The 15127-nt window shown below is 70.5% G+C and carries 14 protein-coding genes; 7 read left to right on the top strand and 7 right to left on the bottom strand.

Features of this window, described 5'->3' with window-relative positions; all coding sequences use genetic code 11:
- Both OUY22_RS15850 and OUY22_RS15855 read right to left on the bottom strand, forming a co-directional pair.
- Positions 1–813 (bottom strand): MFS transporter (locus OUY22_RS15850; RefSeq protein ID WP_270155731.1); only part of this gene is annotated, 813 nt, incomplete at its 3' end.
- Entirely contained in the window at positions 810–1391 is a 582-nt protein-coding gene (locus OUY22_RS15855) for a winged helix-turn-helix domain-containing protein (protein WP_270155732.1), read from the bottom strand. The genes OUY22_RS15850 and OUY22_RS15855, both read right to left, overlap by 4 nt.
- A gap of 75 nt (positions 1392–1466) precedes the next feature.
- On the opposite strand from OUY22_RS15855, the gene OUY22_RS15860 reads away from it, so the two are divergent.
- The 5 genes from OUY22_RS15860 to OUY22_RS15880 all read left to right on the top strand — a co-directional run bounded on the left by OUY22_RS15860 (position 1467) and on the right by OUY22_RS15880 (position 7976).
- Positions 1467–2117 (top strand): B3/B4 domain-containing protein, encoded by a 651-nt coding sequence (locus OUY22_RS15860; protein WP_270155733.1) that lies wholly within the window; start codon positions 1467–1469, stop codon positions 2115–2117.
- 205 nt (positions 2118–2322) lie between these two features.
- A complete protein-coding gene (locus OUY22_RS15865) occupies positions 2323–6021 on the top strand; it encodes a multifunctional oxoglutarate decarboxylase/oxoglutarate dehydrogenase thiamine pyrophosphate-binding subunit/dihydrolipoyllysine-residue succinyltransferase subunit (RefSeq protein ID WP_270155735.1) in 3699 nt (1232 codons plus the stop codon).
- A 141-nt stretch (positions 6022–6162) separates the two neighbouring features.
- Positions 6163–6339 carry a DUF6104 family protein gene (locus OUY22_RS15870; RefSeq protein ID WP_270155736.1) on the top strand — a complete coding sequence of 59 codons (177 nt, stop codon included), beginning with the start codon at positions 6163–6165 and terminating at the stop codon, positions 6337–6339.
- 93 nt (positions 6340–6432) lie between these two features.
- Positions 6433–7239 (top strand): DUF4097 family beta strand repeat-containing protein, encoded by an 807-nt coding sequence (locus OUY22_RS15875; protein WP_270155737.1) that lies wholly within the window; start codon positions 6433–6435, stop codon positions 7237–7239.
- Positions 7236–7976, top strand: coding sequence for a PadR family transcriptional regulator (locus tag OUY22_RS15880; RefSeq protein WP_270155738.1), 741 nt, complete (start codon positions 7236–7238; stop codon positions 7974–7976). The genes OUY22_RS15875 and OUY22_RS15880 overlap by 4 nt, the downstream gene beginning before the upstream one ends.
- A 67-nt stretch (positions 7977–8043) precedes the next feature.
- Here the strand turns inward: OUY22_RS15880 and OUY22_RS15885 are convergent, their stop codons facing one another.
- The 5 genes from OUY22_RS15885 to OUY22_RS15905 form a co-directional block, all read right to left on the bottom strand.
- The gene (locus OUY22_RS15885; protein WP_270155739.1) at positions 8044–9000 is read right to left on the bottom strand and encodes a zinc-binding dehydrogenase; all 957 of its coding nucleotides are present in this window, start codon (positions 8998–9000) and stop codon (positions 8044–8046) included.
- A 9-nt stretch (positions 9001–9009) separates the two neighbouring features.
- Positions 9010–9891 (bottom strand): hypothetical protein, encoded by an 882-nt coding sequence (locus OUY22_RS15890; RefSeq protein WP_270155740.1) that lies wholly within the window; start codon positions 9889–9891, stop codon positions 9010–9012.
- A gap of 35 nt (positions 9892–9926) precedes the next feature.
- Positions 9927–10355: a type II toxin-antitoxin system VapC family toxin gene (locus OUY22_RS15895; protein WP_270155741.1), complete on the bottom strand. Its 429-nt coding sequence runs from the start codon at positions 10353–10355 to the stop codon at positions 9927–9929.
- A complete protein-coding gene (locus OUY22_RS15900) occupies positions 10342–10620 on the bottom strand; it encodes a hypothetical protein (protein WP_270155742.1) in 279 nt (92 codons plus the stop codon). The genes OUY22_RS15895 and OUY22_RS15900 overlap by 14 nt, the downstream gene beginning before the upstream one ends.
- Positions 10621–10719: 99 nt before the next feature.
- Positions 10720–12159, bottom strand: coding sequence for an acetyl-CoA synthetase (locus OUY22_RS15905; protein WP_270155743.1), 1440 nt, complete (start codon positions 12157–12159; stop codon positions 10720–10722).
- Between the two features lie 336 nt (positions 12160–12495).
- Between OUY22_RS15905 and OUY22_RS15910 the strand changes: the two genes are divergently transcribed.
- Both OUY22_RS15910 and OUY22_RS15915 read left to right on the top strand, forming a co-directional pair.
- Complete coding sequence (locus OUY22_RS15910; protein ID WP_270155744.1) at positions 12496–13566, top strand: trypsin-like serine peptidase; 1071 nt, start codon at positions 12496–12498, stop codon at positions 13564–13566.
- A 204-nt stretch (positions 13567–13770) separates the two neighbouring features.
- Positions 13771–14934, top strand: a complete 1164-nt coding sequence (locus OUY22_RS15915) for a trypsin-like serine peptidase (RefSeq protein ID WP_270155745.1) — start codon at positions 13771–13773, stop codon at positions 14932–14934.
- Positions 14935–15127: the final 193 nt, after the last annotated feature.

Consider the following 15127-nt stretch of genomic DNA (forward strand, 5'->3'; position numbering starts at 1 on the left):
CCCCAGCGCGGCGACGACCGCGTACGCCGTGCTGCCCTGCTCGGTCGTGCCCGCCAGCTGCGCCAGCCGGCCGGGAGTGAGCAGCTCGATCGACATGAGCAGGACGCCCGAGCAGGCGGAGGCGAGCATCAGGCGGCGCAGCACACGCCCGCCCGCCGCCAGCCGCACCCCGGCGACGACCGTGGCGGGCACCTCGCGCAGCACGCCCCGCAGCGTCCGGCGGGCGTGCGGCGGCTCCGGCAGCGCGAGCAGCACGACCGCCAGCAGGACCGCCGCCGCCACCGCGCCGGCCAGGCTCGGCGCGGCCAGCGGGAACACCACCTCGGCCGGCGCCACGAGCGGCAGGACGCCGCCGGCCAGCACACCGAGGCAGAGCGCCACGGACTCCATGGCCGCGCCACGGGACAGCCCCGGCTTGAGATCGGCGTCTCGCCCTTCGAGGCGGTGCAGCGTGTCGACGTACCAGGAGGTGGCGGGACCGCTGGACAGGGCCCGGGCGACGCCCTTGAGCGCGCCGCTGACCAGGAACATCCAGAACGTCGTGGCCACGCTCATCAACACGAGCGCCGCGGTCAGGAACGCGGCGGAGACGGCGAGCATCACGCGGCGCCCCGCCACGTCGGAGAGGCCTCCCGTGGGCAGCTCCAGGGCCACGGTGACGGCCGAGAACACCGTGATCACCAGGCCGATCTGCGCCAGCCCGAGACCTCGCTCGGTCATCAGCAGCACCATCGAGGGCATGACCAGCCCGACCGGCAGCCAGGCCAGGAAGCAGACGAGCGTGTAGCGGCGTAACGCGGAACGGGCGGTCATGACTCCTCCTCCGGGGAAGCCTCCTTGGCAGCGCGGGGAAGGGCGCCCAGCCAGACGTGCACCTTCCTGGCGGCGGGGTCGCCGGCGTGGCGGGCGGCGAGGTCGCGCAGGAGCTCCTCGGCCCGGTCGTTGAACTCGCGGAGCGCGGCGGGCGGCAGGGTGAGGAGGTGGTCGCTCATCCCGGAGACGTCCGCCCACTCCTCGGGCCAATCGGCCTGGTCGTACTCCTCCATCACCCGCCCGACCATCTCGGCCTGGCGCAGGTGCATGATCCTGAGCGCCTCGCGGCCCTCGACGCTGGCGGACAGCTCGGCGGCGTCCCACGAGGTGTAGCGATGGCGGGCCCGCCAGCGTCGCTCGCGGCCGTCGCGCTGGTCGGCGTCCTCCTCGATGAAGCCGTACTTGAACAGCTCGCGCAGGTGGTAGCTGGTCGAGCCCGAGCTCTCGCCGACCTTGCGGCCCAGCTCGCTCGCGGTGGCCGGCCCGTCGCCGCGCAACAGGCCGAGCAGGCGCACCCGCAGCGGGTGGGCGACCACCTTGAGCACCCGAGGGTCACTGATCTTGTACCGCTCCTCCATACGGGGAAGCCTAAACCGCAAAGGCTTTTTTGCAAAGACAATTTTGCGGTGCTTCGAGATCGATAGACTGGACGCATGCTCGACGACATCTGGGTGGACGACGCGGTGACCGCGCTCCGTCCCGACTTCGCGGTGCTCGCCATGACGGCCCGCGGCCTGCGCAACGGACCGACCGACGACCGGTCCCGCGCCTGGCTCGCCGAGGCGGCCGAGGCCGCGCGGCCGGCCAGGACCGACAGGATCGACGCCTGGAAGGACGCCTACCGCGCCTTCGGCGCCAAGCCGCAGCGCACCCGCCCGTCGGTCGACGCGCTCACCCGCAGACTCCCGCTGCCCGAGATCAACCTGGTCGTCGACGCCTACAACTCCGTCAGCGTCAAGCACGCGCTGCCCATCGGCGGCGAGGACCTCGACCGCTACTCCGGCCCCGCCCGCCTGGTCAGGGCGACCGGCGACGAGGAGTCGGAGGAGGCGCTGGGGCGGCCCGAGCCCGGCGAGGTGATCTGGCGCGACGACGCGGGCGTGACCTGCCGCCGGTGGAACTGGCGCCAGGTGGCGCGCACCCGGCTCACCGAGGACACCACCAACGCGATCTTCCTGCTGGAGCGGCTTGAGCCGATGACGCTGGAGGAGCTGAAGGAGGCCGGCGAAGAGCTGGCCGACCTGCTGACCCGGCTCACGCCGGAGGTCCGGATCAGCTCCCGGCTGCTCTCAGGAGGGAAGTAAACCTCCCCGCCTGGGGTTGGTACGAAAGAGTAATAGTCTTGGCGCTGGCCTGGACAGGCAAGGAGAGGCGCGGCCTCTTCGGGGACCCCGAGAGGATCGACCATGACGCGACGCCCTAGGCTGCGCGCTGAGCCGGTCCAGGCGAGTAGCCTTGGACAGGTTCTCTATCATCAACGCCGATCTGCGGAAGAGGGCGATTTCCGCCGTGTCGTCTGAGTCGTCGCGGACAAACCCGCTGGCAAGCTTCGGTCAGAACGAATGGCTTGTCGACGAGCTGTACCAGAAGTACCTCGAGGATCCCGAGTCTGTGGACAAGGCCTGGTGGAACTTCTTCGCTGACTACAACCCTGACTACGGACCGGGGCGCACCCCGGCCAGGGAGGCGGCGAACGGCACGGCTACCGCGCCCGCGCCTCCTCCCGCATCCACCCCCACACCGGCCCCCGACCAGGCCTCCAAGCAGGCCCCCAAGCAGGCGAAGGAGCCGCCCAAGGCGGCGCCCGCCGCCGCCAGGCCGAAGCAGCCGCAGACCCCGGTGCCCAAGGGCGCCGAGGAGGTCAAGCTGCGCGGCGCCGCGGCGCGCACGGCCGTCAACATGGACGCCTCGCTCGCCATCCCGACCGCGACCAGTGTGCGGGCCATCCCGGCCAAGCTGCTCGTCGACAACCGCATCGTGATCAACAATCACCTCAAGCGGGGTCGTGGCGGCAAGGTCTCCTTCACCCACCTGATCGGCTTCGCCGTGGTCCGGGCGCTGGCGACCATGCCGGAGATGAACTACTCCTACGCCGAGGTCGACGGCAAGCCGACCCTGATCAAGCCGGAGCACGTCAACCTCGGCCTGGCCATCGACGTGCAGAAGAGCAACGGCGAGCGCCAGCTGCTCGTGCCGTCCGTCAAGGCGGCCGAGGAGATGGACTTCCGGCAGTTCTGGATGGGCTACGAGGAGGTCGTCCGCAAGGCCCGGGCCGGCAAGCTCGGCGTCGACGACTTCGCCGGCACCACGATCTCCCTGACCAACCCCGGCACGATCGGCACCGTCCACTCCGTGCCGCGCCTGATGCCCGGCCAGGGCACGATCATCGGCGTCGGCGCGATGGAGTACCCCGCCGAATACCAGGGCGCGTCCCCCGAGACGCTCTCCCGCCTGGCCGTCTCCAAGGTCATGACGCTGACCAGCACCTACGACCACCGCATCATCCAGGGCGCGCAGTCCGGCGACTTCCTGCGCACGGTCCACCGGCTGCTGCTGGGCGAGGACGGCTTCTACGACGAGATCTTCGAGTCCCTGCGGATCCCGTACGAGCCGGTCCGCTGGGTGCAGGACGTGTCGGCCTCGCACGACGACGACGTGTCCAAGTCCGCCCGGGTGCTGGAGCTGATCCACGCCTACCGCGTACGCGGCCACCTCATGGCCGAGACCGACCCGCTGGAGTACAAGCAGCGCAAGCACCCCGACCTCGACATCCAGTCCCATGGCCTGACCTTGTGGGACCTGGAGCGCGAGTTCGCCACCGGCGGCTTCGGCGGTCGCCCGCTGATGAAGCTGCGCGAGATCCTCGGCGTGCTGCGCGACTCCTACTGCCGCACGGTCGGCATCGAGTACATGCACATCCAGAACCCCGAGGAGCGGGCCTGGATCCAGGCGCGGGTGGAGAAGCCGCACGCCTCCCCGGCCCGTGACGAGCAGCTCAACATCCTGAGCCGGCTCAACACCGCCGAGGCGTTCGAGACCTTCCTGCAGACCAAGTACGTCGGCCAGAAGCGCTTCTCCCTGGAGGGCGGCGAGTCCCTGATCCCGCTGCTCGACTCGGTGATCAGCGACGCCGCCGACGAGGACCTCGACGAGGTCGTCATCGGCATGGCCCACCGCGGCCGGCTCAACGTGCTGGCCAACATCGTGGGCAAGTCCTACGGGCAGATCTTCGGCGAGTTCGAGGGCAACATCGACCCGCGCACCGCCCACGGCTCCGGCGACGTGAAGTACCACCTGGGCGCCTCCGGCGAGTTCACCTCGCCGAGCGGCAAGACCATCACCACCTCGGTGGTGGCCAACCCGTCCCACCTGGAGGCGGTCGACCCGGTCCTGGAGGGCGTCGTCCGCGCCAAGCAGGACCTGCTGGAGCGCGGCGAGGAGGGCTTCACGGTCCTGCCGGTGCTCGTCCACGGCGACGCGGCCTTCGCCGGCCAGGGCGTCGTGGCCGAGACGCTCAACCTGTCGCAGCTGCGCGGCTACCGCACCGGCGGCACCGTGCACGTCGTGGTCAACAACCAGGTCGGCTTCACCACCTCGCCCGCCTCGTCGCGCTCCTCGGTCTACGCGACCGACGTGGCGCGGATGATCCAGGCGCCGATCTTCCACGTCAACGGCGACGACCCCGAGGCCGTGGTCCGCGTGGGCCAGCTGGCCTACGAGTACCGTCAGACGTTCCGCAAGGACGTGGTCATCGACCTCATCTGCTACCGCCGGCGCGGCCACAACGAGGGGGACAACCCCGCCTTCACCCAGCCGCTGATGTACGACCTCATCGACGCCAAGCGCTCGACCCGCAAGCTCTACACCGAGGCGCTGATCGGCCGGGGCGACATCACGGTCGAGGAGGCCGAGTCGGCGCTCCGCGACTACCAGGCCAAGCTGGAGCAGGCGTTCACCGAGACCCGTGAGGCGGCGAAGAAGCCGCTGGAGGCGGGGGCGATGCGGGTGCCGCCGACCGAGGTGGTCAAGTGGTCGCACGCCGACACGGCGACGTCGATCACCGACGAGACGCTCAAGCGCATCGTCGACACCCAGCTCAGCCTGCCCGAGGGGTTCACGCCGCACCCGCGCCTGGCGCCGGTGCTGCAGCGCCGCGGCCAGATGGTCGAGCAGGACGCGATCGACTGGAGCACGGGCGAGACGCTGGCGTTCGGGTCGCTCCTCATCGACGGCCACCCGGTCCGCCTCGTCGGTCAGGACTCCCGGCGCGGCACGTTCACCCAGCGCCACGCGGTGCTGGTCGACCGCGTGACCGGCGCCGAGCACACCCCGCTCAAGACGTTCAACCAGGGCACGACGAAGTTCTACGTCTACGACTCGCTGCTCAGCGAGTTCGCGGCGCTGGGCTTCGAGTACGGCTACAGCGTCGTGCGGCCCGACGCCCTGGTGGCGTGGGAGGCGCAGTTCGGCGACTTCGTCAACGGCGCCCAGACGATCATCGACGAGTTCATCTCGTCCGGTGAGCAGAAGTGGGGTCAGCGGTCGGCCGTGGTGCTGATGCTGCCGCACGGCTACGAGGGCCAGGGCCCCGACCACTCCTCGGCCCGGATCGAGCGCTTCCTGCAGGTCTGCGCGCTCGACAACATGACGGTCGCGCAGCCGACCACCCCGGCCAACCACTTCCACCTGCTGCGCTGGCAGGTGAAGTCGGGCCGTCACCGGCCGCTGGTCATCTTCACGCCGAAGTGGCTGCTGCGCCACAAGCGGGCCACGTCGAAGGCCGCCGACTTCACCTCCGGCACCTTCCAGCCGATCATCGGCGAGACGCTGATCGACCCGGGCAAGGTCACCAGGGTGGCGCTGTGCTCCGGCAAGGTCTACTACGACCTGCTGGCCAAGCGCGAGGCCGACGGCCGTGACGATGTCGCGCTGGTCCGCCTGGAGCGGCTCTACCCGTACCCGAAGGAGGAGCTCGACGCCGAGCTGGCCCGCTACAGCCCGCAGGCGGAGCTGCTCTGGGTGCAGGACGAGCCGATCAACATGGGCCCGTGGCCCTACCTGTCGCTCAAGCTGGCGGAGGACCCCGACCTGCTCGACGGCCGCCGCCTGCGGCGCGTCTCCAGGCCCGCCAACAGCTCGCCCGCGGCCGGTTCGCACGCCGCCCACGACGCGGAGCTGGAGGAGATCCTGCGTCAGGTCTACGGCTGATCCGATCGGTCCCGATGCCGGCCCCCGCCCACCCGGCGGGGGCCGGCGCGTTTCCCGGCCGTCCTGGCGGGGCCGGGCACGGCACTAAAGTCAGAGGTGGACGCGCCGGCGCGCCCGGCGGAGCGGAGGAGACGGAGCGCGATGTACTTCACGGATCGGGGGATCGAGGAGCTGGTCGACCGGCGGGGCGAGGAGGAGGTCACCCTGCTGTGGCTCGGCGAGCGGCTGCGCGAGTTCGTCGATCTCCATCCCGAGTTCGAGACCCCGGTCGAGCGCCTGGCCACCTGGCTGGCCAGGCTCGACGACGTGGACGAGTGACCGGCGACCTCTCCCGGTAAACGCGATACATCTTGAGTTTTGCCTCGACGCGACATATCGTGTCTTAGACAGGTGTGTCGTGGAGAGGGCGGAATGATGCAGCAGTGGACGATCGAGGGCCCCGAACAGCTCACCTTCGGGCACGTCGGCTCGCTCGACGTGCGCGTCGTCGCCGGCCGGCTCGCCGTGCTGGCGAGTGACGGTCCACCGGCGCTCGACGTGACCGAGTTCGACTCCGGCTCACCGCTGCTGGTCACCTACGACGAGGACGCCCGCCGGCTGAGCGTCACGTACAAGGATCTGACCTGGGACGGGATGCTCGGCTGGCTGCGTCGCGACCGGCGCAGGACCGTCGCGACGCTCAGCGTCCCGCGCGGCTGCGTGGTCAACGCCGGGGTGGTGTCGGCGTCCGCCGTCGTGACCGGATTCGAGGCGACGACGCGGGTCAAGAGCGTGTCCGGGGAGATCGTGCTCGACGGCGTCAGCGGCGAGGTGCACGCCACCACCGCCTCCGGCCACGTGGAAAGCCGGGCGATGGCAGGCGACCTGTCGTTCAAGAGCGTCTCCGGCGACCTGACGGTGGCCGGCGGCCTGCCGCGCAGGCTGCGCGCCAACACCGTCTCCGGCCGCATCACCGCCGACCTCGCGCTGCGGCCGACCGGCTACGTGACGCTGCACACGGTCTCCGGCGCCATCATGGTCCGGCTGCCGGACAACGCGCAGGCGGACGTCACGATCAGGTCGACGTCCGGCCGGCTGGTCAGCGCCTTCGACGAGATCGCGCAGAACGGCGGCTCCGGCACCCGGTCCATGTCGGGCCGGCTGGGCGGCGGCATGGCGTCGCTGTCGGCCACGACCGTCTCCGGCGACGTCACGCTGCTCAAGGGGGAGAAGGAATGAGTCCCGTCTTCGGTCACGGCAGGCTCCGGCTGTACCTGCTCAAGCTGCTGGAGGAGAGCCCCCGTCACGGGTACGAGGTGATCCGGCTGTTGCAGGACCGCTTCCTCGGCGTCTACTCCCCCTCCCCCGGCACCATCTACCCGCGTCTGGCCCGGCTGGAGGAGGAGGGCCTGGTCACGCACGAGGTGACCGACGGCAAGAAGGTGTTCTCCATCACCGACAAGGGCCGCGCCGAGCTCAACGAGCGCCTCGACGAGCTCGACGACCTGGAGCGGGAGATCTCGGCCTCGGTGCGCGACATCGCCAGGGAGGTGAAGGAGGACGTCCGCGACACGGTCAAGTCGCTGCGCGAGGAGCTGACGCGGATGGCCAAGGACGTGCGCACCGGCTCCCGCGACGACGTCCACCAGACGCACGAACGGCAGAAGCAGGAGTTCCGGCGGCTCAAGGAGGAGCAGAAGCGGCAGTGGACCGAGCACGCCCAGCACTGGCAGGGCCAGGGTGAGCGGATGGCCGGGGAGTGGCGGCGCATCTGGGCGGAAGTGTGGCGCACGCTCGGTGACGCGCCGGACAACCGGGTCGAGCTGGACAACGAGCTGGGCGAGGCGCTGGCCGACTTCGTGGCCCGGGTGCGCGAGGAGGCGTCGGGCTCCCGCCTCACCCGCCAGAAGCTCGACGACCTGCGGCGCACTCTCGACGAGGCCGCCGCCCAGGTCCGCGACACCCTCCGGCCGTGATCCGCTCCGGTCTGCGCCCGCCGGTGCAGCGCCTGGTCGCCCGCCGCCAGGCGCGCCCCGCGGCCCGTCAGACGGTGAAGACGATCTTGCCGAAGACGTCGCCCTCGTGCATGGCGGCGAACCCGTCGCGGGCCTGCGCGAGGGGCACCGTCCGGTCGATGACCGGCCGGAGCCCGGTCTGCTCCAGGAAGACGCCCAGCCGCCGGAGCTGATCGCGGGTGCCCATGGTCGAGCCGACCACCGAGAGCTGGAGGAAGAAGACCCGGTTCAGGTCGGCCGGCGGGACGGCTCCGCTGGTGGCGCCGCTGACCACGATCCGCCCGCCCGGCTTGAGCGACTTGAGCGAATGGTCCCAGGTGGCCTGGCCCACGGTCTCCATGACCGCGTCCACCCGCTCCGGCAACCGGGCGCCGGTCTCGAAGACCTGGTCGGCGCCCAGCTCACGGGCGCGCTCCCGCTTGGCCTCCGAACGGCTGGTCGCCCAGACGCGGAACCCGCCCGCGCGGCCCAGCGCGATGAGCGCGGTCGCGACCCCGCCCCCGGCCCCCTGCACCAGCACGGTCGAGCCGGGCTCCAGCCCGGCCTTGTCGAACAGCATCCGGTACGCGGTCAGCCACGCCGTCGGCAGGCAGGCGGCCTCCTCGAAGGAGAGCGCCGCGGGCTTGGGCACGAGGTTGCGGCGGGGCACGGCCACCCGCTCCGCGAACGTGCCGTCGTACACCTCCGACAGCAGCGACCGCTTCGGGTCGAGCGTCTCGTCGGCCCCCGAGCCGACCACCGCGTGCACGACGACCTCGTTGCCGTCCTCGTCGACGCCGGCCGCGTCGCAGCCGAGCACGATCGGCAGCCGGTCCTGCCGGATGCCGACGCCCTTGAGCGTCCACAGGTCGTGGTGGTTGAGCGCGGTCGCCCGCACCGCTACGGTCGTCCAGCCGTCGGGGACCTTCGGCTCCGGGCGCTCGCCCAGGGTCAGCCCGGCGAGGGGGTTGTCGGCATCGGTCTGTGTGGCGGTAACGGCGAACATGGCCGCACCTTACTTGACGCTGATCCGGATGCCGTCGAGCGCCTTGCCGATGAACGCCTCGTCGCCCATGGCGACCACCCGCATCCCGTCGCGGCACACGTCCTCGGCCGGGCGTCCGCGTCCCCGGATGGCGCGGGGCAGTCCGCGCGGCTTCTCGCAGCCGGGGCTGGGGATGAGGGCCACCATGTCGGTCGAGCCGCCGCCGAACCAGAGCTGCGGGCCCACCGGGTCGCCCTCCTCGACGTCGCCTGGCTCGGCCAGCCGCACCCGGCCGGCGCCGGACAGCACGAGGTGGCCGTCGTCGGTCACCTGGCCGCGCAACCCCTCGGCGACCGCCACCCGCTGGGCGAAGTCCAGGCCGGGCAGGCGGTCGTACAGGGCCATCCGCCAGGGGCCGAACGCGAACAGCAGCACCTGCCCGTACGAGCCGCTGCCGGCCTGGCGCGGCCAGAGGGTCACGTTGTCGGCGAACGACCTGATCGGCTCCCCGCCCTTGGTGATCTCCAGCTCGCCGTTGTAGGGGGCGGTGAGCTGGCGGAACCGGCCGTCCACCCACAGGCCCCGGAACGGCCGCAGCCCCAGCCGCTCGAGGCCGAGCTCGGCGGGGTAGCGCACGGTGGCCCGGACGCCGTGCGGGAACACCACCTCGATCCGCGCCACGTCGCCCTTCACGGACGGCTGAGGGTGCAGCAGGTTGTGGCCGCTGCCGACGCGGGTGAGCGACCGGATGGGACTGATGGGCCTGTCGGCCGTCGCGGCCGGTGACTCCTCCCGGCGGCTGAGGACCAGGCCGACGAAGGACACGCCCAGCAGCACAAGCACGAGCACGAGTCCGATCGGGCGGCGGCGGTCGCGCCCGCCCCCCTCGATGACGTCGAACGGATTGGCCACGGCGGACCTCGCAGGCGAGTGGTGCTGCCTTCAGTTCAGTGGAGCGGCGACCGCCAGCGCAACCCCTCGAACTTGGCGAAATCCCGATCACAGGTCACGAATTCGCATCCATGCTCGATGGCGAGCGCCGCGAGGTAGGCGTCGGGAGCGAGTTTCCCCACCGCACCCGTCCGGCGGCACAGGCGCGTGAAGATGTCCCAGTGTCTGTCCTCGGGTGTCACCACCACGGCGTGGGGTTGATTGCGGTAGGACTGCGCGAAGGTCAGCGCCCGGTCGAGTGGATCCGGGTTGATGTAGACCTTCCGGTTGGTCACGATGCGAATGAAGCCATTGACGACGAAGTCGCTCACGGCATAGCTGGAGTCCCCATTGATCAGGTCTTCCAGGAACGCGGTGTAGCGCTTGTGCTCCACCACCTCCGGCCGGAAGGCGTTGACCAGGACGTTGATGTCAAGAAGCAGCATCCCGCAACCCCTTCAGCATCTCCAGGTCGTCGAGCTCGAAGGCGATGTGCTCCAGCTTCTCGCCGGCCTCGAGGCGTACCCGCACCCAAGGCTGGTAGCCGGGCTCCGCGTCGGAAGTGATCAGCTCCACCCGAGGCCGGTCGGCCAAGTCGGCGGAGCGGTTGAGTAGGTGGCGCAAGGCGTCCTCCATCACTGAGTTGAGACTGCGTCCGTTTCTGGCCGCGTACGCCTTCGCCTCGTTGAGGAGTGTCTCGTCGATGCGCACCGTGGTCCTCCGCATGACTCCAGCGTCCGCCAGTGACATTTAAATGTCAATAGCGGAGTGTAGTCGTACGACCACAATCTTTGCATCGTCTTTGCCGTCTCACCAACTCGCCACGTTGACCTGACCGTCCGTCGTCAGCTGAACCCGCTGCCCCACCAGTTCCCGCGACTCGGCGTCGGCCAGCAGGTCGTCCCTGATCACGTGCGCGTACGCCCGCGCCCCCGAAGGCAGCTCCACCACGAGGTGGGCGCGCTGCCGGGCGCCGTCCTTGGCGTGCGCGACCGTGTAGCCGGCCACGACCGCCGGGCCCTCGCAGGCGTCCGCGATCGGCACCGGCTCGGCGGTGAAGACGGGCTCGGGCCCGCCCAGGACGCCCCCCGGCTCCGTGGACCAGATCGCGTAGGTGTGCTTGGTGAGATGCATGCCGACGCCGGTGACCAGCCCGTGCCCGCCTTCGGCCAGCAGCCGTTCGGCCATGGTGGTGGTGGAGTGCAGCACGTAGTCGCTGGCCGGGCCGCCCGCGTACGGCAGGCCGCCGGTGACGGTGAGGCCCCGAGGGTCCAGCGGGTCGAGTCCGATCGCGTCGCACGCCTGCCGCAGCGCGATGGCGAAGCAGCTGTAGACGTCGAACGCCCGCATGTCGTCCAGGGTGAGCCCGGCCCTGGCGAACGCGGATTCCGCGGCCCTGGCGATGGCCGGGGAGGCGCCGAGCGCGGGCCGGGCGGCCACCTCCCAGGTGTCCTCGGCGTAGGCCCAGCCGCGCAGGTAGAGGCGCTGGTCGCCGGGCACCCCGAGCCGGTCGGCGAGTTCGGAGCTGACCAGGAGGACGGCCGCCGCCTGGTCGACCTCGATCACGGCCACGGTGTTGCTGTTGTAGGGCCAGCCGACGAACCGGCCCCCGCCGATCAGCTCCTCAGCGGTGCGCGGGGTGCGCCGCCAGGCGTGCGGGCTGGCCGCGGCCACCCGCGTCATGGGCGCCATCATCCGGCCGCGGTCCAGCATCTCCTCCTCGATGGTGAGGCCGAGGGCGGCGCGGCGGGCGGTCTCCATGATCGGATAGGTGTGCACGGGCAGGAAGAGCTCGTGCGCCAGCTCGCTCGGGTGCGGGGGCCGTTCCCAGCCGTAGGGCGGCCTGGGGTCGGCGGGGTGGCTCCACGGCGTGCGCTCGCCCGCCTGCCGGTAGACCCGGCGGGTGGCCAGCGCCTCGGCGCCGGTGATCAGCGCGGAGTCCAGCTCTCCGGCCGCGATCCCGGCCGCCGCCCGGCCGATGAGCGTCTGCGGGGCGGTGCCGCCCACCTTGGAGTACGCGGTGTGCCGGGGGGTGGCGCCGAGCCTCTCGGCGAGCCGGCCGGTGGGCGTGTCGTACTGCCAGGAGTCGGTGTAGACGATCTGGATCGAGTCGAGGCGTTCCACCGGGAAGCGGGTCTGGCCGGCGGCGGCGCGTGCCATCTCCTCCCACAGGTCGAGCGGTTCGGGGCCGGGCTGCTCGCGGACGGTGCGCTGGGCCGCGCCGATGAGACAGGGGGTGCGTGGATCCATGCCCCCATCCAACCAGAACAAGATTCGGTTGATAAGGAACGGGTTTCCCAGGGCGGGCCCAGAACAAGATCTATGAGCGACGATCAAGCAATCCGAGAGCGATCTCCCCGCCGATCGCGGTGTCCCCCTTAAGGGTCCGCGAGCCACGCGAATTCGCGCGTCAATCCCAGGCCCACCTGGGATGACGACGTACAATGAAGATCATTTATCGCGCCCTTGACATGGTTCTTATGCGACGCAAGTCACGCTCGCTCAGATAACGAATCTCCATCCCGGCTGCAATACGCCTTGTTGATCTGGAAAAATCCACCGTTACAACCCCAGAAAGGCACTTTCATGATCCCCCGGGCCAAGCACCTGCTAGCCGCCGCCGTCAGCGGCGCGCTGCTGATGCTGCCCGCCTTCCAGGGGACGGCCGGCGCCACGGCGAGCCAGGTCTTCGCCGTCTCGCTGGCCAAGAGCAAGGCCGAGGTGCAGAAGGTCGCCGACTACTGGAAGCCCGAGAGGCTCAGGAAGGCCGAGACCTACAGCCCCGCCGCGCCCCCCTCGGGCGCGCCGAAGGCCGGGGGCGGCTCGGTGAACGTGCCGGCCCAGCGCATCGCGGCCCTGCGCAAGAAGGCCGGTCCGGTCAACGCCGTCGCGCCGCGGCAGGGCGCGGCCAGCACGGTCGGCAAGGTCTTCTTCCGCCTCGGAGGCAAGGAGTTCTGGTGCTCGGCCGCCGCCGTCGCGGCCGCCAACCGCAGCGTGGTCGCCACCGCCGCGCACTGCGCCTACGACCCCCGCCGGGGCGAGGCCGCCGACTCCTGGATCTTCGTTCCCGACCCGGGCGCCGCCGGGGCCACGCCGCACGGCGTCTACGTCGGCTCCTCGATCAGCATGCACGAGGACTGGCCGGGCAAGAACGACTACGACTACGACTACGCGTTCGTCACCGTCCACCGCGGCTTCACCTGGGTCAAGCAGGGCAACGCCTACATCGCCAAGGACGTCGGCCGGCTGCAGGACAACGTCGGCGGGCTCGGGCTGGAACTGTCCAGGAAGCCGCCGATGGCCCAGGTGCACGCGTTCGGCTACCCCGCCGGCCCGCAGCCCGACGGCAGCCAGCCGTTCAACGGGCAGACGCTGAGGAGCTGCGTGGGCGCCACCCGCAAGACCATCGCGCCCGGCCTCGACCTCGACCACGGCGTGCAGCTCAGCCCGTGCAACTTCAGCAAGGGCGCCAGCGGCGGCCCGTGGATCACCGGCCTGCGCGCCAACCTGGGCGCTCTCATCGGCGTCAACAGCCTGACCTGGAACCGGGACGCCAAGGGCGAGTTCGACGCCGTGTCCTCGCCATACCTCGGGCCGGTGGCGGGTGACGTCTACCGTCACGCCGCCGCGCAGACGACGCCAGCAAATGTGATGTAGTTCACGCCCTCTGGGGTGGCCACTCGGGGCGATCAGCCCTTACACGGATCTCGGTACGGTCACGGCGACGTCTGTCACGTTGACAACGGGTGATGAAAACCCGCAGGACCAGAGTGAACCGTTGTACGGTTCCGGCTGTCCATCTGCCGGTATCCGGGCGCACCAAGGCGCCGCGCCGGCGTAAGACAGAAGCCTGGAGTTACCTTGAAGCGCATCCTCCTCCCCATCGGCGGTGCCGCCGTGGCGACCGGCATGCTGGTCGTCGGTCTGCCCGCCTCCGCTCTGGCCGCCGGAGACGTCGCGATCGACCCGATGGCCAGGAACGCCGGCCAGGCGGCTTCGGTCGCCTCGTTCTGGTTCGCCTCGAACGGTGCCGCCCTCCGCCGCGCCACCGCGTACACCTGGGACTCCAACGACGTACGGAAGGTCGTCTCCAAGGGCGGCTACTCCCCCGACGGCAGCCCCGGGACCGCCGCCCCCACCAGCGGCAACAAGGCCGCGGGCGGGTCGCAGAACGTGAACCTGCCCAAGACCGTCGGCAAGGTGTTCTTCGTCGACGGCTCGGGCAAGTACCGCTGGTGCTCGGCCACCTCGATCCAGTCGAACTACCGCAACCTGGTCGTCACGGCCGGCCGCTGCGTGTACGACACGGAGTCCAACAAGGCCCTGCTGGACAACTGGGTCTTCGTGCCCGGCTACTACCAGGGCAAGGCGCCCTGGGGCATCTATGTGGGCAAGCAGGCGTTCACCCACTACGACTTCGACGTCTACGAGGACTACGACCGCGACTACGCGTTCGTCACCGTCTACAACGGCATCCAGTTCACCGGCGCCAAGCAGGTGAGCAAGCGCGAGTTCCAGCGGTTCAGCGGCCCGAAGCGGTCCTGGGGCGGCCGTCACTACATCCTGCTGTCCAAGGACGCCGGCCGGCTCGGTGACAACGTGGGCGGCCAGGGCTTCGCCTGGAACCAGCCCGCCAACCGCACCGTCCGCACCTTCGGCTACCCCTCGGCGCCGCACCCCGACGGCGACAGGCCGTACAGCGGCGTCACCCCGAAGCACTGCTACGGCAAGACCACGGGCAAGTCCGTGAGCGCCTCGTGGCTCAAGATCCAGGAGCACGTCGCGCTCAAGTGCGCCGTGACCCCCGGCTATGACGGCGGGCCGTGGATCCAGCAGTACAGCAACGCCAAGCGGGTCGGCTACGTCAACGGCGTGACCAGCACCTTCGCCGACCAGGACGGCAACGACCGGATCGACTACATCACGTCCCCGTACTTCGACGGGGAGACGGCCGCGGTCTACAACGCGGCCAAGAACGTGTGGTCGGGCAAGATCGTCGGCCCCAACGGCGAGCTCTACCGCTGACCTTCCCGCTCCACCCTGCAAGGGCCCGGCCTTCCGCCGGGCCCTTTCGCATGCCCGCGGGAACCGGGTGGCTCGCGGACGGCGCGACCGATCTCCGGCGCGCCACAGAACCTCTCAAAGTGGCACATATCTACCGCGCGATCCGCGAACCTGAAGGTTTCCTGGCAGAAGGCTGGCATGTTAGACGGAGGAT

The sequence above is a fragment of the Nonomuraea corallina genome (genome assembly GCF_027620315.1).
Classification (GTDB): Bacteria; Actinomycetota; Actinomycetes; order Streptosporangiales; family Streptosporangiaceae; genus Nonomuraea; species Nonomuraea corallina.